Origin of the sequence: Phyllobacterium sp. CCNWLW109, assembly GCF_037203905.1 — a bacterium.
Classification (GTDB): domain Bacteria; phylum Pseudomonadota; class Alphaproteobacteria; order Rhizobiales; family Rhizobiaceae; genus Phyllobacterium; species Phyllobacterium ifriqiyense.
Genome location: NZ_JBBCBK010000008.1, coordinates 14,101 through 35,036, shown reverse-complemented (window position 1 = coordinate 35,036; position 20,936 = coordinate 14,101). Strand labels below are relative to the sequence as shown.

Genomic DNA, 20,936 nt, shown 5'->3' with positions numbered 1-20,936 from the left:
TAGCTCGTCAGGCTCATAACCTGAAGGTCACAGGTTCAAATCCTGTCCCCGCAACCAATAACTCAACATCCCCCAAAGCACAGCCCAACAAGCCAAGTAGCAAGCAACCAGCAGTAATCCAGCTCTATAAGCTGCCAAGTTGCGACACATCACCAGTAACCCCAAAAGACTTGCATAAGAGAACAGTTGACATTTTAATTCTGGATTACGATCCTTGTGGTTCACAACCATAAAGGGAACCCCATGAAATTTCTCAAGAACGTCCAGTCGTTGGCGGTAGGGGCCATTGTCGGTTCACTATGTTTTGCCACTGCGATCGCTGTTGCACAGACACCAGCCTTCTTTCGCATAGGCACTGGCGGGACAGCCGGTACATATTATCCGATTGGGGGTCTGATAGCGAACGCCATATCCGGCGCTGGCGACAAGGGCGTACCGGGATTGGTTGCCACTGCCGTTTCATCCAATGGCTCCGTCGCAAATATCAATGCAATTCAAGGCGGAGCTTTGGAATCAGGCTTTACCCAGTCCGATGTTGCCTATTGGGCGCATAGCGGCACGGGCCTTTATGAAGGCAAGAACAAAGTAGATGATCTGAGATTGATCGCAACGCTCTATCCTGAAACAATCCATTTAGTGGCCAGAAAGGATGCAGATATAAAGTCTGTTGCCGATCTGAAGGGTAAGCGCGTTTCATTGGACGAGCCAGGATCCGGAACAATTGTGGACGCACGTATTGTGCTTGCTGCATATGGCATTACCGAGAAGGACATTAAAGCCGAACACCTGAAGCCCGGTCCAGCAGGAGATCGTTTGCGCGATGGTGCATTGGATGCCTATTTCTTCGTGGGCGGTTATCCCACGGGAGCTATATCCGAACTGGCAACCTCGAGCGGTATCTCGCTTGTACCGATCAACGGCCCCGAGGCTGACAAGCTGTTGTCGGAAAACAGCTTCTTTGCGAAAGATACGGTACCGGCCGGTGCCTATAAGGACGTTGCCGAAACAGAGACGATCTCAGTTGCTGCCCAATGGGTAACGAGCGCAAAACAACCAGAGGAACTTGTCTATAATATTACCAAGGTAATGTGGAATGACGCTACCCGCGCATCACTTGATGCAGGCCATGCAAAGGGAAAGCTGATAACCCTGAAAAATGCAACGACCGGACTTGGAATACCTCTTCACCCAGGTGCCGAACGCTTTTACAAGGAAGCAGGCGTTCTGAAATAGAACGGACACTTCAGTTGCTGCGCATGCGGCTTTAAGCCGTATGCCATGACCTGCCACAGAAAATGCGACGGAGCACGGGATGCCCATTCCTTCGGCTGAGAGACCACCTTTATCTCCAATGGAGCTGGACGAGGCCAAAGCACGGGAACTTGAAGAACAGTTCGATTCTGAGATTCGGTTTCGGCCGCTTGCTCCAATCGCGGCGCGGCTCGTCGGTGGGCTTTTGGTGGCACTGTCGCTCTTCCACTATTATACGGCTGGTTTTGGCCTTCTTTCTGAAATGGTGCACAGGGGCATCCATCTGTCCTTTGTGCTGGGTCTGGTTTTTCTGGTTTTTCCCTTCTCCCGCAAAGGTTACGACAAACCAGTTAGCGCTTCACTGTGGCGCCCGCTCGGTATTTCTGTACTAGACTGGCTTCTTGCTATCGGCGCGGTAGTCGCGGTTGCGCATGTTCCTTTGATACCGCTCGATGATCTAGCATTTAGAGTAGGCAACCCAACCAAGACAGACGTAGTCCTCGGAGCCCTGCTTATTGTGGTACTCCTTGAAGCAACGCGCCGCTCCGTCGGATGGCCGCTGCCAATCATCGCGCTTCTGTTCATTGCGTATGCGCTATATGGGCCCTCAATGCCTGGCATTTTGATACATCCGGGTGCAACCGTTTCCCAGCTTGTCGATCACCTATATCTGACGACGCAAGGTATTTACGGTATCGCCCTCGGTGTCGTCGCCACCTATGTCTTTCACTTCGTGCTTTTTGGCGTATTCGCTACACGAATTGGTCTCGGGCAACTTTTTCTGGATTGCGCGGCGTGGGTTGCCGGCCGCTATGCAGGTGGGCCAGCGAAGGTTTCGATTTTTGGCTCGGCGCTTTTCGGCATGATCTCCGGTTCCTCCGTCGCCAATACCGTAACGGTTGGTTCGTTGACGATACCCGCAATGATCCGTCTCGGATACAAGCGGCACTTCGCAGCCGCCGTAGAATCGGCCTCCTCAACAGGTGGGCAAATTACGCCACCCATAATGGGTGCGGCGGCTTTTCTGATGATCGAATTTTTGGATTTACCCTATACAACGATCATTCTCGCCGCGATTGTGCCTGCATTTATGCACTTTTTCGGGGTTCTCGTTCAGGTACATTTCGAGGCAAAGCGTACGGGTCTCCGCGGTATGCGGGCCGACGAAATGCCCGACTTAAAAGAAGCCTTCAAGAGGGATTGGCCGACGGTCATTCCACTCATCGTCCTGATAGGAATACTTCTGGTAGGATATACGCCCTATTTGGCAGCTTTCTGGGGCATAACGCTGTGTATTCTCGTTGGTCTTTTTAACCCGCGCAAAAGAATGTCGGTGAGCGAGGTTCTGGAAAGCCTTCGCGATGGAGCAAAATATGCACTGGCAGTTGGGGCCGCCGCTGCCACGGTCGGTATAGTCGTTGGTGTCGTAACCTTAACCGGCGTCGGGTTCAAAATATCGTTCATCGTCACATCAACAGCTGCAGAAATGGCAAGCTGGTTCGGTACCGTGTTGCCAACGATGATGTTCGCCCCCCAGTCCCTAACGCTGCTCTTCACGCTCGTCATGACCGGCATTGTTTGCATCCTTATGGGATGCGGAATTCCGACCACTGCCAATTATATTATCATGGCGACCATTGCGGCCCCAGCACTCGGAATACTTGGCGTTGAGCCGATAGTGGCTCACTTTTTCGTCTTCTATTACGGAGTTCTGGCCGACATTACACCGCCAGTCGCGCTGGCGGCCTACGCTGCAGCTGGCATGGCGGGCGCAGATCCGTTCAAAACAGGAAACACCGCGTTCCGGCTAAGCATGGGTAAGGTGTTGGTACCCTTTGTCTTCGTCTTCTCACCCTCGCTGCTGTTGGTTACGGCCAATTTTACCTGGAGCGCTTTTTTCACGGCCTTCCTTGGCTGTATGCTCGGAATAACCTGTCTCGGCGCTGCACTGTCCGGCTTTATGCTGGTCCGGACAAAATTATGGGAGCAAGTATTGCTTATCCTTGCGGCAATCCTGCTCGTAGTACCGGAGCTCTACTCCTCCCTTATCGGGGCCTTGCTGATCGCGCCCGTGCTCGTAAGGCAAATAAGAGATCTCAAACGATCGCCTCCCATGCCAGTTTCTGGTTAGCATACGCGCTCACGCGTATGCAGGACTGGCTACAATTCATGCTTCTTCTTTGCCTGCAAAGTAATTGGCGAGCAGCGCTCCGGAAATATTGTGCCATACGCTGAAGATGGCACTGGGAACTGCGGCAACCGGAGAAAAATAGCTGCTGGCGAGTGCGGCGCCCAGGCCGCTGTTCTGCATGCCAACCTCAATGGCAATTGCCTTGCGTTTCGACAAGGAAAGCCCGCTGGCTTGGGCCGCAAAAAAACCGAGCAGGTAACCCAGTCCATTATGAAGGACAACGACTGCAAAAATCATGAGGCCAGATTGGAGGATGGCGCCCTTGCTTGCACCAACCACCGCTGCAACGATCAATACAATGCCCACCACGCTAACGAGAGGCAATACCGGCACCGCCGATTTGACAATCGATGGAAGAAGTCTTTGCATCAGGAAGCCCAACGCCAATGGCAACAGGATAACCTTGAGAATGCTGATAAACATGGCCGTGGCGTCAACGGGTAGATATTGACTGGCAAAAAGCCAAACGAGAAATGGCGTGACAAGGGGTGCGGTCAATGTTGTGACGCTTGTGCAGGCAACGCTCAGTGCAACGTCGCCCTTGCTCAAATAGGTCATAACATTGCTTGACGTGCCGCCAGGACAACATCCTACCAAAATGACGCCGGCTGCAATTTCAGGGGACATGGGAATAATTCTAGTCAACAAAACAGCCAGCAAGGGCATTATGATGAACTGGGACATCACGCCGATAAGAACTTCAAAAGGACGTTTTCCTACTTCCTTGAAATCGTCCAATGAAAGGGTAAGACCCATGCCAAACATGATGATGCCGAGCAGGGTTACGATATAAGGCGTCAGCTGTTTAAATGTATCGGGAAACAGAAAGCCGAGAACAGCAAATATTATGACCCATAGCGCAAAGGTCTTGCCAATGAATGCCGAAAAATTTGCAAGAATCTTCAAGGTTGCCTCCCGTGATCTGAGCGAAGGCGTTTAGACGTGGAACGCGTTAAGTTCAATACATCGAGATCACAATTTACAATATTCAAAGGATGAAAGCAGATCCTGACCCAAGCGGGGTGGCGACCGGCACCGAGTGCCGGGTCGCCTTGATTATTTATTTACCTGATGCCTGAGCCGTATAAACATAGCTATCATAACTATATTCGGCCACGCGGAACCATTCAAAAGATTCATCACGGAATTTCTTCCACGCAGGATATATTTTAGCCCATGCAGGATTACTGGCGTTGTATTCTTTATACAACTCGAAGGTCGCCTTGTAGGCAGCATCCATCACATCGCGTGGAAGAGGGCGAAGTTGGACGCCCTTGCCCACTAGCGAGCGAATGGCCGTTGTGTTCTTTACATCATACAGCGCCTGCATGTTGATGTTGGCTGCTTTGCAAGCAGTGTCTAGCGCCACTTTATATGGTTCAGGCAGTGCCTCATATTGGCCCTTGTTGATGTAAAAATGGATAGTCAGTCCGCCTTCCCAGTAAGCTGGATAATAATAATAGGGTGCGATTTGATAAAAGCCCAGGCGCTCGTCGTCGTATGGTCCGACCCACTCGGCGGCATCGATCGTGCCACGCTCCAGAGCAGGATAGATATCGCCTCCCGGGAGCTGCTGAGGCACGACGCCCAGCCTTGACATCACTTCCCCGGCCACGCCTGCAATGCGCATTTTGATGCCCTTAAGATCGGCAACGCTGTTGATCTCCTTGCGGAACCAGCCTCCCATCTGGGCGCCGGTACCGCCGCCGGGTTTCCCGACAACGCCGTAATCCGCGAGGAATTCATCGTAAAGTTCATTGCCACCACCATGATAGAGCCACGCGTTTTGTTGTCTTGCGTTCAAGCCGAAAGGAATTGTCGAACCGATAGCAAATGCTGGATTCTTGCCTGTAAAATAATATCCACATGTATGCGCGATCTCGACCGTGCCTCCCTTGACGGCATCAAGTGCCTGTGCGCCAGGGACCAGTTCGCCGGCTTGGAAAACTTGAATTTGGAATCTACCTTCCGTGATCTTGGACAGCGCCTCTGCCATAACAACAGCGCCGCCATAAATAGTATCGAGATTATTTGGAAATCCTGAGGTCAGGCGCCAACGCAACGTGGGCAATTCCTGTGCGATTGCTGGAGCGGCAAGAGTGGCCGCGGCCGCCGTGGCAGCGCCGCCAATTGCTGTTTTAGTCAAAAAGCTTCTGCGATCTATTTTATGTGTCATGATGTTCCTCCTGGATTTTGCAGATGTTTTTCACAAACGCGCTGCCAATTAATTACTGGGGAGCGTTGGCTGGTGGTTTGACGGGTTGACCAAAACTTGGCGTGGGCGAACCAAAGGCAGGGGGCGATGGGGCTTGTGGCGAGGGCGCTTGGCCACCGAAAGACGGGGCAGGTGCGCCAAATGGTTGAGGCGGCGTTCCAAATGGATTTGTAGAACCGGCACCGGGCATAGGAACATTCAATTGGATACTCGCCGGATCAACCGCTAGCGCATTGGACTTGTAGTGGGTCACAAGCTGTGGAAACACCATGACGAGTCCGACCATCGTCAACTGAATACCGAGGAAGGGCAGTGCTCCCCAGTAAATCTGTCCTGACGTGACGGGCTGAATTGTGGCTCCCGTAACCCTGTCCTTATAGGCGCGCGACGGTGCCACCGATCGCAGATAAAACAGCGAGAAACCGAACGGCGGATGCATGAACGAGGTCTGCATGTTGATCGCCAGCATGACGCCGAACCATATGAGGTCGATGCCCAACGCATCAGCGACCGGTGCCAATAGCGGGATGATGATGAACGCCAATTCGAAGTAGTCAAGAAAGAACGCCAGGAAGAAAACTAAAAGGTTAGCGATGATTAGAAAGCCAATGACGCCGCCGGGCACGGACGTCATCAGGTGTTCAACCCAGATATGGCCGTTCACACCATAGAAAGTAAGCGAAAACACACGCGCGCCAAGCAAAATGAAAATAACGAAAGAAGAAAGCTTGGCTGTTGCATAGAGCGCAGACGTTATCATCGGCATGTCTAACCTTCGATTGAGGCCAGCGAGTGCCAAAGAACCCACTGCTCCCATGGCTCCGCCTTCGGTCGGGGTTGCCAGACCGATAAATATGGTCCCCAGGACCAGAAAAATCAGCACCAGCGGAGGCACCAGAGACGTTATTACCTTTTGAAGTAGCTTCCACCCGCGCAAGGTTCGTGCCTCGGCAGGCAATGCGGGCACTCGTGTCGGATGAATGAATGACATGACAATGATGTAGGCCGAATAGGCGGCGACAAGCATCAATCCGGGGACCAATGCACCCTTATACATGTCCCCTACGGAGCGGCCAAGCTGGTCGGCAAGAATGATCAACACAAGGCTTGGGGGAATGATTTGAGCCAATGTTCCCGACGCTGCAATAGTGCCTGCCGCTACGCGGCGATCATATCCATAACGGAGCATGATTGGCAGCGATATAAGCCCCATGGAAATAACAGAAGCTGCTACCACGCCTGTGGTTGCTGCGAGAATTGCTCCAACGAAAATGACTGCAAATGCAAGGCCGCCACGGACCGGGCCAAAGAGTTGGCCGATAGTGTCCAGCAATTCTTCGGCCATACCGCTTCGCTCCAGTACCAGTCCCATGAAGGTAAAGAAGGGAATTGCCAGCAAAGTCTCGTTGGACATCTGACCAAATATACGGTCGGGAATAGCGCCGAAAAGATTGATGGGTAGAAGACCCATCTCAATTCCGACAAAGCCAAAGAGAAAGCCGACAAAGGCGAGCGCAAAAGCCACCGGATAGCCCAGCAACAATACGACAATCAGTGACAGGAACATGATTGGCGCGAGATTTTCCGCGATGATGGCAAACATGATTGTTCCCGGATTAGAGTATAGCAGCGTCAGCGTCGGCAATTGCCACGGCGTCAGGAATGTGACCCCTGAGGATCGCGATGCGTTTTATCAGCTCGGAAAGCCCCTGAAGAGCAAGAAGGCCGAAGCCCGCGGGTATCAACGCCCATACCGGCCACAAAAGCAGGCCGCCAGTATTGTTTGAGACTTCGCCGCTGGCTAGTTTTGAAAGAACCACAGGCCAGGAGAGGTAAATCGTGATGAGGCAGAAGGGAAAGAGAAAGAAAAGCGTTCCAAAAACCTCAATCCAGAGTTGCGATCTTCGTTTTATCTGACCGTAGATCAGATCGACCTTCACATGTTCATTGTTAAGCAGAGTGTAGCCGGCAGCAAGTAAAAAGACCGCGGAAAATAAATACCACTGCGCCTCTAGCCACGCATTTGAGCTGACATTGAAGAGTTTACGGGTTGTTGCGTTGATCGCACTGATGAGAACTGCGGCGAGAACAAGCCATGATACCGCCTTGCCGACAAAGGTGTTGATCGCATCAATGGCACGCGACACGGACAATAATACTGACATTGGCATCCTCCCGTGACCGAGCGCTTCCCTAGCGTGTTCCGGCCTGGCGAACTCGTATGTCGCGATGTCAGTTGGGACAAGCCATCTAAATAAACAAATGGACTTGTCTACCCACTAATGGGTATCCGGACCCGACTGGCTGACGAGTCCATTCTCAATGGCGTAACGGGTCAGACCTGCCGTGGAGGTAATATTCAATTTTTTCTTGATGTTCTTGCGATGCGTTTCAACCGTTGTTGCTGAAATCCCCAGAGCAAGTGCGATATCGCGATTGCTGTTGCCTGCTGCTATCAACAGCAGTACGTCATGTTCCCGTGTTGTTAAAGGCAGCGCGTTTTCGGCAGTTCTGCGCTCAAGCAGTACATCCGCAACGCCAGATGAAAAATAGGTTTTTCCAGTCGCCACAGCTTCGATGGCCGAGACTATTTCGTCAGTGGAAACGTCTTTCAAAATATAGCCAGAAGCTCCGTGCATGACCGAAGTGGAGATATATTCGCGGCTGTCATGCATGGAGAGCATCAGAATGCGGGTATCCGGCAATTGTTCTTTGAACAATTCAATAGCTTCGATACCGTTTATTTGTGGCATGTTGATATCCATCAAGACCACGGCCGGTAGGGTCGATTGCGCGATTTCCAAACCTTCTCGTGCAAGCCGCGCAACACCCACAACAGCGATATGCGGATAGGTCTCCAGCAATGCGCGCAGACCGTCCAAGACAAGGGGATGGTTGTCAACCAATAGTACTTTGATTGGGTGGGTCTTGTTCATGCAGCATTTGCCGCAGGCTTGGATTTCAGCATGGCGGATTTTGGCAGCATAGCAGTAAGAGTGGTTCCCTCGACATCTGATTTCACCAGGAGCAAACCGCCAAAGTGGGCCATTCGCTCTTGCATGTTGCGCAAACCGAGTCCGCCAAGACGCGGAGACTTGTCTTTGCCGGGGGGCTGACTGAAGCCGTTTCCATTATCGGAAACGACCATTTGTATACGGCCAGCGTTCGTGGAAACAATGATGTCAACGCGCGTTGCGGCAGCGTGACGCTCGACATTGTTCAAAGCCTCCTGTGCCACACGATAAAGTGCCGTGCTCGCCTCCGCTTTAAGCATGTTTTTATAATCGATCGACGAAAAATTCGCCTCGATGCCAGTCCGTTCAGTGAAATTGTGCACCAGTGCCTGGAGGGCAGGTGCCAGGCCAAGATCGTCAAGAACACGAGGGCGCAAATCATGCGAAAGCCTTCGAACTTCTTTGATAGCGCCATTAAGTGCTTCGGCTCCGCGGTTGATTGCTGTTGCCGCATCAAGGCTTTGACTGTTAACCTTCCTGCTTGCCAGATCAATCGCATACCGTACGCCGACAAGATTTTGCGAAATACCATCATGTAGCTCCCGGGCAAGTCTGGAGCGCTCTTCTTCCTGGGCGTTGATGACACGTTGGGTCAACTGCTTGAGCTTGCTGTCAGCCAGCCGCCGTTCTCGAAGGTTCAAGAGCATGCAAGTGGCAAAAACAATAAGCACTGCTGGCAAGGCGATAAGGGCAACGGTCCAAAACGTATTGCCGATACTGCTGCGAAGATCAGCTTTGGCCGCGGCAGTTTGGGTAAAGACATCATCCAAATAAACCCCTGTGCCAACCATCCACTTCCATTTATCAAGGCCAACGGCGAATGAAAGCTTGTCGGCCATGATTCCGGCAGAAGGTTTCTCCCATTTATACTGGTGCAATCCACCCCCCTGCTTTGCTTTCTCGATCAGATTGGCAATCACCTGATCACCATCGGGGTCTAGCAACCTGAGCCAATTATGGCCGGGACGGAATGCTTGGCGCGGATGAACAACGTTGTTCCCGTCATAATCATAGACAAAGAAATAACCGTCCTTGCCGTAGTCCAAACCCGTGAGGATAGCCCGGACCTGCTCCTTGGCATTCTCGTCATCCGGGCCAGCCGACTGATAAATGTTCTGAATTGCTGAAAGAGCGAGATTGGTAAGATTGAGTAGTTCGGTTTTTTTTGCATCAAGCATATTGCGCTCAAATGTATCGATACTGCTTTGCACTAGGTTCGTTGATTGCAAGGTTAGCAGTGTCGTTACTGATAATATGGCCAGAACCAGCGGAACAATTGCCAGTGCGACGATCTGATGCCTTAAGTTCAAGGTAAGTATCTCCTTGCCGGAAAATGAAAGACAGTGATGTCTTCGTAACTCACAACAACTGTAACATATTTTCGCAATTGGTAAGTCTTTGACAATCAATAGAAGTTGCTACGTCCGCTGATCATCGCGGTCATTGAGCTGGTTTCGGGCGCCTAAAGCCCGTGTCTACTTGCCGGTCTCGCAGCGAGCACGTCGGCTTGCTTCATTAGACCGCCCCCCCGGGAACTGCGCATTGTGCGGAAGCACATTCCACTGTCTATGTAACGTGGTTGACATGCGGATGGGCTTCTGGTTATTTGCTATTACAAATGTGAATTATTTTCACTTTTGTTGTTTTTAGAAGAGTTCTGGGGAGGAACACCATGCTCAACCGTCGTCGTTTCGTTACGAAAACCGCTGCTTCTGTTTTTACGCTTGCTCTCGCATTTGGTTTGGGAATGCCCGTGCTCTCGGCTCACGCTGAGGGTTTGAAGATTGGATTTAGCCAGGTAACTCTGCAATCTCCGTTTTATGTTCAATTGAAAACCGGTGCGGAGGCCGCGGCTAAGGCGGGCGGAGATACATTGATATTTCTTGATGCAAACGGAGATGTCAGCAAGCAGAACAATGATATCCAGGATCTGATTACACAGGGCGTCAATGCGCTCATTATCAATCCGGTCAACCCGGATGCGGTCGTTCCATCACTCGAAGCAGCTGTGGCTGCTGGTATCCCGGTGATCACGGTGGATCGTAGCGTTAACGGTACTGGTGTAACTGCTCATGTGGGTCGCGATAACAAGAAAATGGGCCAATTGGTCGGTGAAGCTGTCGTAGCCAGATTGAAAGCGGACGGAGTTGAAAAGGCCAAGATTATTGAAATTCAAGGGGATGCTGGCGGCGCTGTCATGATGGATCGCCGAGATGGCTTTCATGCGGCCCTGGAGGGTACTGGCCACACCATCGTCGAGGGGCCTTATGCTGAATATATTCGCGCCAATGCGGTAACGGCTATGCAGGATCTGTTGCAGGCAAACCCTGATGTTAAAGTTGTCTATGCCCATAATGACGATATGGCGCTTGGAGCTTTGCAGGTACTCAAGGAGAATAACCGGAATGATGTTCTCGTTGCGGGTGTTGACGGCTTGTCTGAAGCGCTGAGCATCATTGCCGATGGTGGCAACTATATCGGTTCAGCTCTCAACGATCCGAAATATCTCGGGGACGTTACGATTCAGGTCGCGCGGGAGGCATCTGCCAAGAAGGAAGTAGCGAAATTCGTCGATGCAGGTTCGACACTTGTCACCTCCAAAAATGTTGCTGATTTCCCGCGTCAGGGACTTTTTGCCGAATATCGCCCGAGCGTTCTCGGTCAGTAATAGCCTCTCCCAAGGCCTGCGGGGCAGGGCACATCCTGCCCCGCGATCTCTTTATCAATTCCAAGGATTACCAGATGCGTGCTGCAGTACTTTATGCCCCAGGCGATATTCGTCTTGAAAATGTCCCGATTCCACAATTGCTTTCCGGCCATGTGAAAATACGGGTTGCAGCTGTTGGTGTTTGCGGCTCTGACATGCCGCGTATGCTGATCAAGGGCGCACACAAGATGCCGCTCATTTGCGGTCATGAGTTTTCCGGGCATATCACCGAAATTGGCGAGGGCGTTGAAGGTTTCGAAATTGGCGAACTTGTGGCTATTCCACCGATGCTGCCATGCTATAAATGTGACCAATGTCAGCAGGGACAGTTTTCGCGCTGCCGGGACTATGATTATTTCGGTTCACGCCGTGATGGGGCCTATGCGGAATATGTCTGTGTTCCGGTATCCAATTTGTTGAAGACGCCAAAAAATATAGATCCGCGAGCGGTGGCAATGACCGACCCTGCTTCAATTGCGCTCCACGCGATCTGGAAAGCAGGCGGAATGACAATGGGTCAACGTGGCGGTGTCATCGGTTGCGGTCCCATTGGTCTGTTCGCTATCCAATGGATGCGGCTGATGGGAGCCAGCGAAGTTGTAGCAATCGATGTTTCCGAAGAGAAACTGGCGATGGCGCGGCGTGCAGGTGCCAAGCATACGTTTCTTGCCGGTGCTGAGATTCCAGCTGATTTGCTCTGCGATACAATTGTCGAAGCTGCAGGGCATCCTTCGTCAGTCAATATGGCGGTGAAGTTGGCAGCGCCAAGCGGGCATGTTGTTTTCATTGGGATACCGGTTGCGGAAGTGGCTTTGGAAAACAAGACGTTCCAACATTTTCTCCGCCAAGAGATATCGCTGCACGGTTCATGGAATTCCTTTGGCTCCCCATATCCTGGTCGCCAGTGGACCGTTACATTGGACAAACTCGGCTCTGGCGAACTCGAATGGGAGTTTATGATCACCCACGACCTTGATCTCGCTGAATTGCCAGGCATGTTTGAAAAATTCCGGACCGACAAATCCATGTTCTTCTCGAAAGTGATGTTCCGCCCATAATGGTGTGGAAAGGGAGGATACAAGAGTGACATTGGTTCTGAACTTTGATCTCGGCACGGGAGGTGTCAGGGCTGGAGTTTACGATGTAGGGGGCAGAGTAATGCTCTCTTTGTCGGAAGCTAGTTATGATACAACCTATCCGCGTGCTGGCTGGGCAGAGCAGCAGGCTGAGGACTGGTGGGCTGCGGTGCTGACAGCTGGGCGTGAGGCAATCGCTCGATGCGGCTCCAACGAAATTGCAGCTGTATGCGCGGCCACAACGGCTTCTTCGGTTGTCGTTTGTGACAAGGAAAGCAAGCCGCTTTATCCGGCAATTCTATGGATGGATTGCCGTGCCAGCGAAGAAGCCCGAGCCACTGAAACAGTAAAACATCCGGTTATGGATTATAGCGGCGGTGGCGACGCTGCCGAATGGCTGGTGCCCAAGGCGATGTGGCTTTCTGCCAATGAGCCTGCGATTTTTGAGAAAGCGGACGTCATCTGCGAAGCGCTGGATTTTATCAATTTCCGGCTCTGTGGGGAGTGGTCCGGCTCGCGCATGAATGCCGCCTGCAAGTGGAACTATGATTCCAAAAACGGCAGTTTCGTTCCGGAAATTTATGATGCGCTTGGCATTTCCCGATTGCAGCAAAAACTACCGCAGCGGATTATTCCAGTAGGCGATGTTATCGGAAATTTGCAACCAGGCATTGCGGATGCCTTGGGTATTTCCGGACAAGCAATCGTTGTGCAGGGCGGTATCGACGCCCATATAGGAATGCTCGGTGCCGGTACAGTTGCCGCTGGCGGAATGCTAATCATTGGCGGAACATCAGTTGTTCATTTGACCCATTTGAATGAACAAAGTGACGTAAGCGGTTTCTGGGGTCCTTATCCAAATGCGTTGGTGGATGGGCTTTGGCTGGTAGAAGCCGGGCAGGTGTCGGCCGGTTCGATCCTTAACTGGTTCAGCCAGAAGCTATTCGGCCTTGATGAGCAAGGACATACCGATCTGATCAAGAAGGCCTCCAATGCATCTGGGGGCGGTTCGGGTTTGTTGACTCTGGACTACTGGATGGGAAACCGTACGCCATACCGCGACGCTGATCTACGCGGTGCCGTACTTGGACTGTCCCTTGGACACGACCGGGCAGACCTATACGCTTCGGCCGTTGATTCCATCGCATTAGGCTCAGCCAATGTCGTTGCTGTCCTTGAACAGCGCGGTGTCAACGTCGAGCGGATTGTCGTTGCCGGCGGCATCTGTAAAAATCCACTATGGTTGCAAGCAACAGTGGATGCTCTGCAGCGTTCGGTACATGTTGCGTATGACGATAATCTTTCGCTTGTCGGTACAGCCGTCTGTTCTGCCCATGCTCTCGGTCTGTTTCCGGATTTGATCACTGCGTCTGAAGCCTGTGCTGCTCCGACCAAAGAAATGCTTCCGGATGCGCAACGGTCAAAACGCTATCGCGAGACGATGGAACTTTATAGAAATGCAACGGAATCATTGACGCCGGTGCTCCACGCCTTGAGTGCACGGCAAAGGGCAGGAGCCGAACGATGAACGATGCACGTCAAAACCCGTCCGTACGATTGCCCTCCGATGAGCAGCGTGAACATCTCATGGTTCGCGTAGCCAAGCTTTATTATGATCTCGACAAAACCCAGAGCGAGATCGCCAAGGAACTTGGTCTGACCCGCTGGCAGATCGCCCGCCTCATGACTGAGGCGAAGGAATTGGGTGTTGTCCGGATTGAGATAACGCCGCGTGCTTACCGGAAGACGGAACTCGAGGTGAGGTTGCAGCAGGAGTTTGGTCTTCGCGATGCAATTGTCGTTCCTTCGGGCGGTTCAACCGATTCAGCTCTGCTTATGGAGAGTGTTGCCCAGGCTGCCGCGCGGTATTTGGCAGGACTTAATCCAAAGGCAGAACTGATCGGCGTTTCATGGGGTCGCACAATGTCGGCCGTGGCGCGCTTTCTGCCCAATAATTGGAATCCTGGTGTGCATGTCGTGCTGGTTAATGGCGCGACCAATTTGCGCTCGACGGTAACACACACCAGTGCCGTGGCAGAAGAGTTCGCCAAGGCTGGCAATGGCACCGCAACGCTTTTGCCTGTTCCTGCTATTGTCGGGAAAAAGAGCACGCGCGAGGTTCTTGAAGAAGATCCAATTATTGAACGTGTACTGAAGCTAGCCATGCAGGCTGATATTGTCTGCTTTGGCATGGGCGGAATTACCCATGAATCAGTGCTGCTAAGTTCCGGCTATCTGGATGAAGCAGATATAGACCGGCTTAAAGATGCCGGCGCCGTGGGTGATATTCTCGGACGCTTCGTCGATAAGGATGGCAAAATCGTTGATACAGCGATTGATGACCGTACCGTTGGCATGCGCCTTGAACTGCTGAAAAACAAGCAGTGGTCAATTGGTGTGGTCGCGGGTGAGGAAAAGTTCAAGATTGCAACCTCAGTGTTAAAAGCCGGCTACGTATCGGTCATTGTTACCGATGAGGCCACCGCCCGTTACGCATTGGGGATAAGCAATGACACGTGACGTTCTGACGGTTAAAAACGTTTCAAAGACATTTCTGCCGAACATTATTGCACTGGAATCGGCATCGCTTGAAGTCCGTGCAGGTGAGGTCCACTGTCTGCTCGGGGCAAATGGTGCCGGGAAGTCGACGCTGCTCAAAATCATAGCGGGAGCTTTTCGGCCAACAGGCGGACAGCTTGCGCTGGAAGGTAATCCTGTAGAATTGCGCAGTCCGGCAGAAGCATCGCGACTTGGCATTTCCATGATCTATCAGGAGTTGGATCTTGTCCCGCAACTAACTGTCGAACAAAATCTATTTCTCGGTCATGCGCCGGGCAAGTTTGGTCTGATTGATCACAAGGCAAGGCGCAAGCGCGCCCACGAAGCTTTGCGGCGGGTTGGTGCAAATTTCGCCGCCGATGCGCGTGTTGAAACTCTATCTGTTGCCAACCAGCAGCTGACCGCGATCGCCCGCTCGCTCACCATGGATGCGAAAATCATTATCATGGATGAGCCTTCGGCATCGCTCAATGAGACTGAGCTGAAGAGCATATTCGAAGTTATCCGCGATTTGGTGAAGCATGGCGTCGCAATTGTTTATGTCAGTCACCGGCTTGGTGAATTGCGTGAGATCGGTGATCGGGTTACGGTTTTGCGCGGCGGCAAGACTATCGGAACGTACGATATTGCTGACACCACCGATGAGCAACTTGTTACCGCCATCATAGGCAAGGAGCGTTCGCTGATTGAACGTAAGGTCCGCAAGCCGGTTACAGGCAAGGTAGCGTTGAAAGTCAACAGGCTGCGTGGTGCAGAGGGTCTCAATATTTCTGGACTTGATGTGCGCTGGGGTGAAGTTGTCGGCCTTACCGGACTTAACGGATCAGGCCGCACGTCGTTTCTGAAAGCTTTGTTTGGAGCGCACCATTTCGAAGGTGAGATATTGCTGGAAGACAAGAACTTCCATCCACGTCATCCGGCAGACTCTATTCGATGTGGTTTGGGCCTCGTACCGGAGAACCGCAAGACCGAGGGTTTGATATTACACGCGCCGATCTACAAAAACGCGACGTTACCTTCCATGCGCCAGAGCTGGTTGACGCGCCATTCGCTCCAAAAACAGAAGGCAACACCGGTCCTTCAAAGTCTTTCCACCAAGTATGGCAAGCCGGAACAGGCTGTGGTGCAGCTTTCCGGTGGCAATCAGCAGAAAATTGTCCTGGCGAAGTGGATCATCAATGGCGCCCGTGTACTTCTGCTGGATGAGCCAAGCCGTGGTCTAGATATTGGGGCGAAAGCCGATCTCTATAATCTGGTGGATAAATTGGCAGAAGATGGCGCAGCGGTAATTGTTGCCAGCAGCGAACTCGAAGAACTCTATGCTGCCTGCGATGCAATCTGGGTCTTCCATGAGGGCCGCAATATTGGACGATATGATCCGTCCATCACCGACCGCGATACAATTCTGCGGGCTACAATATTGGGTGAACACCATGTCTAAAACAGCAATATCCGCCGCTCAGCTGCCTTCGCCGGGGTTGGGTAAACGGGCCATTGATCTCGGTATCGAGTATAATTTCATTGTCATCTTTTTGGCGGTGGTAGCGATCGCGACAACGTTGTCTGATAATTTTCTGACTTTCGCAAACATAGCCAACCTCTTCCAACAGGCAGCCGTGGTAGGCGTCGTTGCCATTGGGATGACCTTTGTCATTCTCACAGGGAATATTGATTTGTCTGTGGGCAGCATTGTAGCACTGTGCGGTATGCTGGTGGCAGTACTCATGTCCAACGGTTTCGATCCATTCATCGCAGTTGCAATAACGGTTTTGGCGGGAACAGCCTGTGGCGCAGCCATGGGTGCGACGAGCGCTCTGGCACAAGTGCCGAGCTTCATTGTAACTTTGGCCGGCCTCGTCTCTTTCCGGGGCATTACCTATCTTCTGACCGATGGCGTGCCAGTCAGCGGGCTGCCGCAAGGTTTTGCCGCCATCGGCTCAACGATGGTGCCAATCTTTCCCGGCTTTGCCATTTCGTCCATGGGGCTGATCTTTATAGGCCTTTGCATTGTGGCAGGGCTTGTGCTGCGGCTTACAGTCTTTGGTGAGTATGTGTTTGCGACAGGTGGCAATCCGGAAGCTGCCCGTCTTTCCGGTCTACCCACCCGCTTGATTGTCACGGCCGTCTTTGCTGTTTCCGGCTTCATGGCGGCTCTCGGTGGAATTCTTTTGACATCGCGTTTGCGCATCGGTCAGCCAACAGCAGCGCAAGGCCTGGAGCTTGACGCCATCGCAGCAGTTGTCCTTGGCGGTACAAGCCTTTTTGGCGGTCGCGGTGGTGTTCTCGGCACATTCTTTGCCGTAATGTTGCTTCAAGTTCTTAGAAACATATTCAATCTTCTGGGATTGGGCTCCTTCTATCAGATGACCGTCACCGGACTCATCATAGTTGCAGCTATTTTGCTCAATCGCTTCATAGATCACAGGAAGGGTCGTGGATGAACACGCAAGACTTATCGGTTGCCAAGGGCACGCACTTAGCCGTGCAGAAAGCTCATGCGCGCAACACCGGCACTGAACTGAAACCTGAGTGGTTTGAGGATATTGCTGTCAACCGTTCTGCCACGGAACGCCGTGCTGCCACTCTGACGACACGCCGGACCGTAAAGAAGGAATATCAGGCTGCTTGGCTGGTAAAAGCGATCACATGTATTGACCTCACCACACTGGCAGGTGACGACACGGCAGGGCGTGTTCAGCGGCTTTGCGCGAAGGCAAAACGTCCGGTTCGCATAGACATACTTGAAGCGCTTGGCCTTGGCGATGCCAATATCACGACGGGCGCGGTGTGCGTTTATCCTACTATGGTTGGGCACGCTGTTAAGGCTTTGCGCGGAACGAACATTCCTGTTGCATCGGTTGCGACCGGCTTTCCCGCTGGCTTGACGCCACTGCCGCAGCGACTTGCCGAAATCAAATATGCGGTAGGCGAGGGTGCCAAGGAAATTGATATTGTTATCAATCGCGAGCAGGTTCTTACGCAGAATTGGGAAGCGCTCTACGACGAGATCGTGCAGATGCGCGAGGCCTCTGGCGATGCGCATTTGAAAGCAATTCTCGCAACTGGCGACCTCAATACGCTACGCAATGTTTATCGTGCTTCCATGGTTGCAATGCAGGCTGGTGCCGATTTCATTAAGACATCCACAGGCAAGGAAGATGTCAATGCAACTTTGCCTGTCAGTTTGATCATGTTGCGTGCCTTGCGTGATTTTGGCGAATATTCGGGCCAGATCGTTGGATTCAAGCCTGCCGGCGGTATGAAGACTGCCAAGGACGCCATGAATTGGCTGATCCTGATGAAGGAGGAATTGGGCCTGCCCTGGCTGCAGCCGGATCTTTTCCGCCTTGGCGCCAGCTCGATGCTTGGAGATATCGAACGGCAACTCGAACATTATGTGACGGGCCGCTACGCCGCGTCGTCGCGCCATGCACTCGCTTAAGGAATCAAACATGGGACAGATCAAGGATATTCTTCGCACCATGGAATATGGCCCGGCACCGGAAAGTAATACTGACGTTCAAGCCTGGCTCGATGCCAATAACCAAGGTTTCGGACATTTCATCAATGGTAAGTTCACCAGCATTGAAGGTCGCGATCTGATTGCCGTCATGAACCCTGCAAACGGTTCTCCGTTGGGAAAAGTGGTGCATGGCACGACCGCTGATGTGGATGCGGCGGTAAAGGCTGCTCGCGCAGCATTCGGAAAATGGTCGGTATTGCCCGGGCATGAGCGGGCCAAATATCTTTACGCCATTGCACGGCATATACAAAAGCGTGAGCGCTTTTTCTCCGTGTTGGAAACAATGGATAATGGCAAGCCTATCCGGGAGACGCGGGATATCGATATTCCGCTTGTCGCCCGTCATTTCTATCATCATGCCGGTTGGGCAGAAATGGTCGAGACAGAATTCGAAGGATATTCTCCGGTCGGGGTTTGCGGTCAGGTCATTCCATGGAACTTTCCCTTGCTTATGCTGGCATGGAAGGTCGCTCCGGCACTTGCTGCCGGTAACACCGTTGTCCTTAAACCTGCCGAACTGACGCCGTTAACGGCTATCGCTTTCGCGGAGATCTGCCATGAGGTGGGTCTGCCTGCGGGTGTGGTGAATATTGTTCATGGCGATGGCACAACTGGTGCTGCTATTTGCGGCCATAAGGATGTGGACAAAGTAGCATTTACCGGCTCCACCGAGGTTGGCCGGATCATCCGCGAGCAGATTGCCGGATCGGAAAAAAAGCTCTCCTTGGAACTCGGTGGCAAGTCGCCCTTCATTGTTTTTGAAGATGCGGATATTGACGGCGCCATTGAAGGGGTCGTTGATGCAATCTGGTTCAATCAAGGTGAGGTGTGCTGCGCTGGATCCCGTATTCTTGTGCAGGAAGGTGTTGCCGAGCGCTTTTACAACAAGCTGCGCAAACGCATGGAAACGCTGCGTGTTGGAGATCCACTCGACAAGACAATGGATATCGGTGCTTTGGTTTCGCCAGGTCAGTTGAAACGCGTGACGTCGCTTGTTGAAAAGGGCAAGACAGAAGGGGGCACACTTTGGCAAGCGCCTGTAAAACTCCCGGCCAAAGGTAATTTCTTTGCTCCAGCTTTCTTTACGGATGTGGATCCGGCGTCGACTGTCTGCGAAGTCGAAATATTTGGTCCTGTCGCGACGACGACTACTTTCCGTACACCCGACGAGGCAATTGCCTTGGCGAACAATACAAAATACGGGCTTGCCGCTTCAATCTGGTCAGAAAATATCAACCTGGCCCTTGATATGGCTGCACGGGTGAAAGCTGGTGTTGTCTGGATCAACTCAACCAATCTTCTCGATGCCGGCGCAGGCTTTGGCGGCTATCGCGAATCCGGCTTTGGTAGGGAAGGTGGTCGCGAAGGTCTTTATGAATATCTCACCGCCGATTGGGAAAAGCGCTTGCCTCTGGCAAAGGCCGAACAGCCTTTGAAACTATCGGCGGCCCCGGACGGAGATGCAAAGGTTGCTCAGGGTGGATCCATTGACCGTACGGCCAAGAACTATGTCGGCGGCAAACAAGCTCGGCCGGACGGAGGCTACTCCTATTCCGTCCTTGGCAAAGGCGGTCAGATCGTCGGCCATGCCGGCATCGGCAATCGGAAAGACATTCGTAATGCGGTAGAAGCGGCAACTAAAGCTGGAGGCTGGGGAAGTGCAACTGCACACAACCGCGCTCAGGTGCTTTATTATCTTGGCGAAAATCTTGATGCCCGCCGTGCGGAATTCGAAGCACTTTTGGTCGAAAGCACCGGCGTGTCGGCCAAGGCGGCGTCAGAAGAGTTTGATACGGCGCTGCGACGCATCTTCTATTATGCTGCACAGGCCGACAAGTATGATGGTGCTGTCCACGCGACCAAGTCACGCCATGTGACGCTGGCTATGAATGAGCCCTTTGGCATTGTGGGTATAGTTTGCCCGGATGAAAACCCGCTTCTGTCCTTTGTTTCGCTGGTGCTTCCGGCCATTTCGATGGGCAATCGTGTGGTGGTCGTGCCGTCTGCTCGCCATCCACTGCTTGCAACCAATCTGTATCAGGTGCTCGACACATCCGACGTGCCCGGCGGAGTGATTAATATCATCACGGGTGAAAGCGATGTTCTTGCCAAAACTTTGGCCGAACATGATGAAGTTGATGCGATCTGGTATATCGGCTCCAAGGAAGGCAGTGCCATGGTGGAGCGAGCCTCATGTGGAAATTTGAAGGCCACATGGGTCAGCAATGGCCGTCAGTGCGACTGGCTGGGCGGCAAGGCGCAAGGCAAGGAATATTTGCGCCGGGCTGTACAAGTCAAAAATATATGGGTTCCTTATGGCGAGTAAGAAACTTACATAGGCGGACAGTACTGTCGGTAGTGATAGGATTGGGAGCCGAATGTTCACATTCGGTTCCCAAT

17 protein-coding genes are annotated in these 20,936 nt (G+C 52.4%); 11 read left to right on the top strand and 6 right to left on the bottom strand.

The features are described 5' to 3' along the window. The 3 genes from V9K92_RS22665 to V9K92_RS22655 all read left to right on the top strand — a co-directional run. Window positions 1-233, top strand: a 233-nt coding sequence (locus V9K92_RS22665; protein ID WP_337355046.1) for a hypothetical protein, incomplete at its 5' end; no start/stop codon positions are given. 10 nt (window positions 234-243) lie between these two features. Then, complete coding sequence (locus tag V9K92_RS22660; RefSeq protein ID WP_337355045.1) at window positions 244-1,233, top strand: TAXI family TRAP transporter solute-binding subunit; 990 nt, start codon at window positions 244-246, stop codon at window positions 1,231-1,233. Between the two features lie 79 nt (window positions 1,234-1,312). Further along, window positions 1,313-3,382 carry a TRAP transporter permease gene (locus V9K92_RS22655; protein WP_337355044.1) on the top strand — a complete coding sequence of 690 codons (2,070 nt, stop codon included), beginning with the start codon at window positions 1,313-1,315 and terminating at the stop codon, window positions 3,380-3,382. Window positions 3,383-3,418: 36 nt separating this feature from the next. On the opposite strand, the gene V9K92_RS22650 is transcribed toward V9K92_RS22655, so the two are convergent. From V9K92_RS22650 to V9K92_RS22625, 6 genes are all read right to left on the bottom strand, one after another. After that, a complete protein-coding gene (locus V9K92_RS22650; RefSeq protein ID WP_307277601.1) occupies window positions 3,419-4,348 on the bottom strand; it encodes a bile acid:sodium symporter family protein in 930 nt (309 codons plus the stop codon). Window positions 4,349-4,502: 154 nt separating this feature from the next. Beyond that, entirely contained in the window at window positions 4,503-5,618 is a 1,116-nt protein-coding gene (locus tag V9K92_RS22645; protein WP_337355043.1) for a TRAP transporter substrate-binding protein, read from the bottom strand. A gap of 52 nt (window positions 5,619-5,670) precedes the next feature. Next, entirely contained in the window at window positions 5,671-7,260 is a 1,590-nt protein-coding gene (locus tag V9K92_RS22640) for a TRAP transporter large permease (RefSeq protein ID WP_307277607.1), read from the bottom strand. 13 nt (window positions 7,261-7,273) lie between these two features. Continuing rightward, complete coding sequence (locus V9K92_RS22635; RefSeq protein WP_307277609.1) at window positions 7,274-7,822, bottom strand: TRAP transporter small permease subunit; 549 nt, start codon at window positions 7,820-7,822, stop codon at window positions 7,274-7,276. A gap of 114 nt (window positions 7,823-7,936) precedes the next feature. Next, on the bottom strand, window positions 7,937-8,593 hold the full coding sequence (locus tag V9K92_RS22630; RefSeq protein WP_307277614.1) for a response regulator transcription factor: 657 nt from the start codon (window positions 8,591-8,593) through the stop codon (window positions 7,937-7,939). Continuing rightward, on the bottom strand, window positions 8,590-9,981 hold the full coding sequence (locus V9K92_RS22625; protein ID WP_337355042.1) for a cache domain-containing protein: 1,392 nt from the start codon (window positions 9,979-9,981) through the stop codon (window positions 8,590-8,592). The genes V9K92_RS22630 and V9K92_RS22625 overlap by 4 nt, the downstream gene beginning before the upstream one ends. A 362-nt stretch (window positions 9,982-10,343) precedes the next feature. Between V9K92_RS22625 and V9K92_RS22620 the strand changes: the two genes are divergently transcribed. The 8 genes from V9K92_RS22620 to V9K92_RS22585 all read left to right on the top strand — a co-directional run bounded on the left by V9K92_RS22620 (window position 10,344) and on the right by V9K92_RS22585 (window position 20,862). Next, a complete protein-coding gene (locus tag V9K92_RS22620) occupies window positions 10,344-11,339 on the top strand; it encodes a substrate-binding domain-containing protein (RefSeq protein WP_115054077.1) in 996 nt (331 codons plus the stop codon). 74 nt (window positions 11,340-11,413) lie between these two features. Beyond that, complete coding sequence (locus tag V9K92_RS22615) at window positions 11,414-12,436, top strand: galactitol-1-phosphate 5-dehydrogenase (RefSeq protein ID WP_337355041.1); 1,023 nt, start codon at window positions 11,414-11,416, stop codon at window positions 12,434-12,436. 25 nt (window positions 12,437-12,461) lie between these two features. Then, window positions 12,462-13,982 carry an FGGY-family carbohydrate kinase gene (locus V9K92_RS22610; protein WP_337355040.1) on the top strand — a complete coding sequence of 507 codons (1,521 nt, stop codon included), beginning with the start codon at window positions 12,462-12,464 and terminating at the stop codon, window positions 13,980-13,982. Further along, window positions 13,979-14,974, top strand: a complete 996-nt coding sequence (locus V9K92_RS22605) for a sugar-binding transcriptional regulator (RefSeq protein WP_337355039.1) — start codon at window positions 13,979-13,981, stop codon at window positions 14,972-14,974. The genes V9K92_RS22610 and V9K92_RS22605 overlap by 4 nt, the downstream gene beginning before the upstream one ends. After that, entirely contained in the window at window positions 14,964-16,454 is a 1,491-nt protein-coding gene (locus V9K92_RS22600) for a sugar ABC transporter ATP-binding protein (RefSeq protein ID WP_337355038.1), read from the top strand. Before V9K92_RS22605 ends, V9K92_RS22600 begins: the two co-directional genes overlap by 11 nt. Continuing rightward, complete coding sequence (locus V9K92_RS22595) at window positions 16,447-17,454, top strand: ABC transporter permease (RefSeq protein ID WP_115054072.1); 1,008 nt, start codon at window positions 16,447-16,449, stop codon at window positions 17,452-17,454. Before V9K92_RS22600 ends, V9K92_RS22595 begins: the two co-directional genes overlap by 8 nt. Further along, complete coding sequence (gene deoC / locus V9K92_RS22590) at window positions 17,451-18,455, top strand: deoxyribose-phosphate aldolase (protein ID WP_370878687.1); 1,005 nt, start codon at window positions 17,451-17,453, stop codon at window positions 18,453-18,455. Before V9K92_RS22595 ends, deoC begins: the two co-directional genes overlap by 4 nt. Before the next feature lie 10 nt (window positions 18,456-18,465). Next, window positions 18,466-20,862 (top strand): aldehyde dehydrogenase family protein, encoded by a 2,397-nt coding sequence (locus V9K92_RS22585; RefSeq protein WP_337355037.1) that lies wholly within the window; start codon window positions 18,466-18,468, stop codon window positions 20,860-20,862. Window positions 20,863-20,936 lie beyond the last annotated feature (74 nt).

Bases quoted from the DNA above. Each gene is read 5' to 3' on its own strand.
- V9K92_RS22645 (WP_337355043.1), bottom strand. From the start codon at position 5,618: ATGACACATAAAATAGATCGCAGAAGCTTTTTGACTAAAACAGCAATT.
- V9K92_RS22585 (WP_337355037.1), top strand. From the start codon at position 18,466: ATGGGACAGATCAAGGATATTCTTCGCACCATGGAATATGGCCCGGCA.
- V9K92_RS22620 (WP_115054077.1), top strand. From the start codon at position 10,344: ATGCTCAACCGTCGTCGTTTCGTTACGAAAACCGCTGCTTCTGTTTTT.
- V9K92_RS22640 (WP_307277607.1), bottom strand. From the start codon at position 7,260: ATGTTTGCCATCATCGCGGAAAATCTCGCGCCAATCATGTTCCTGTCA.
- deoC (WP_370878687.1), top strand. From the start codon at position 17,451: ATGAACACGCAAGACTTATCGGTTGCCAAGGGCACGCACTTAGCCGTG.
- V9K92_RS22605 (WP_337355039.1), top strand. From the start codon at position 13,979: ATGAACGATGCACGTCAAAACCCGTCCGTACGATTGCCCTCCGATGAG.
- V9K92_RS22655 (WP_337355044.1), top strand. From the start codon at position 1,313: ATGCCCATTCCTTCGGCTGAGAGACCACCTTTATCTCCAATGGAGCTG.
- V9K92_RS22635 (WP_307277609.1), bottom strand. From the start codon at position 7,822: ATGTCAGTATTATTGTCCGTGTCGCGTGCCATTGATGCGATCAACACC.
- V9K92_RS22660 (WP_337355045.1), top strand. From the start codon at position 244: ATGAAATTTCTCAAGAACGTCCAGTCGTTGGCGGTAGGGGCCATTGTC.
- V9K92_RS22595 (WP_115054072.1), top strand. From the start codon at position 16,447: ATGTCTAAAACAGCAATATCCGCCGCTCAGCTGCCTTCGCCGGGGTTG.
- V9K92_RS22615 (WP_337355041.1), top strand. From the start codon at position 11,414: ATGCGTGCTGCAGTACTTTATGCCCCAGGCGATATTCGTCTTGAAAAT.
- V9K92_RS22600 (WP_337355038.1), top strand. From the start codon at position 14,964: ATGACACGTGACGTTCTGACGGTTAAAAACGTTTCAAAGACATTTCTG.
- V9K92_RS22630 (WP_307277614.1), bottom strand. From the start codon at position 8,593: ATGAACAAGACCCACCCAATCAAAGTACTATTGGTTGACAACCATCCC.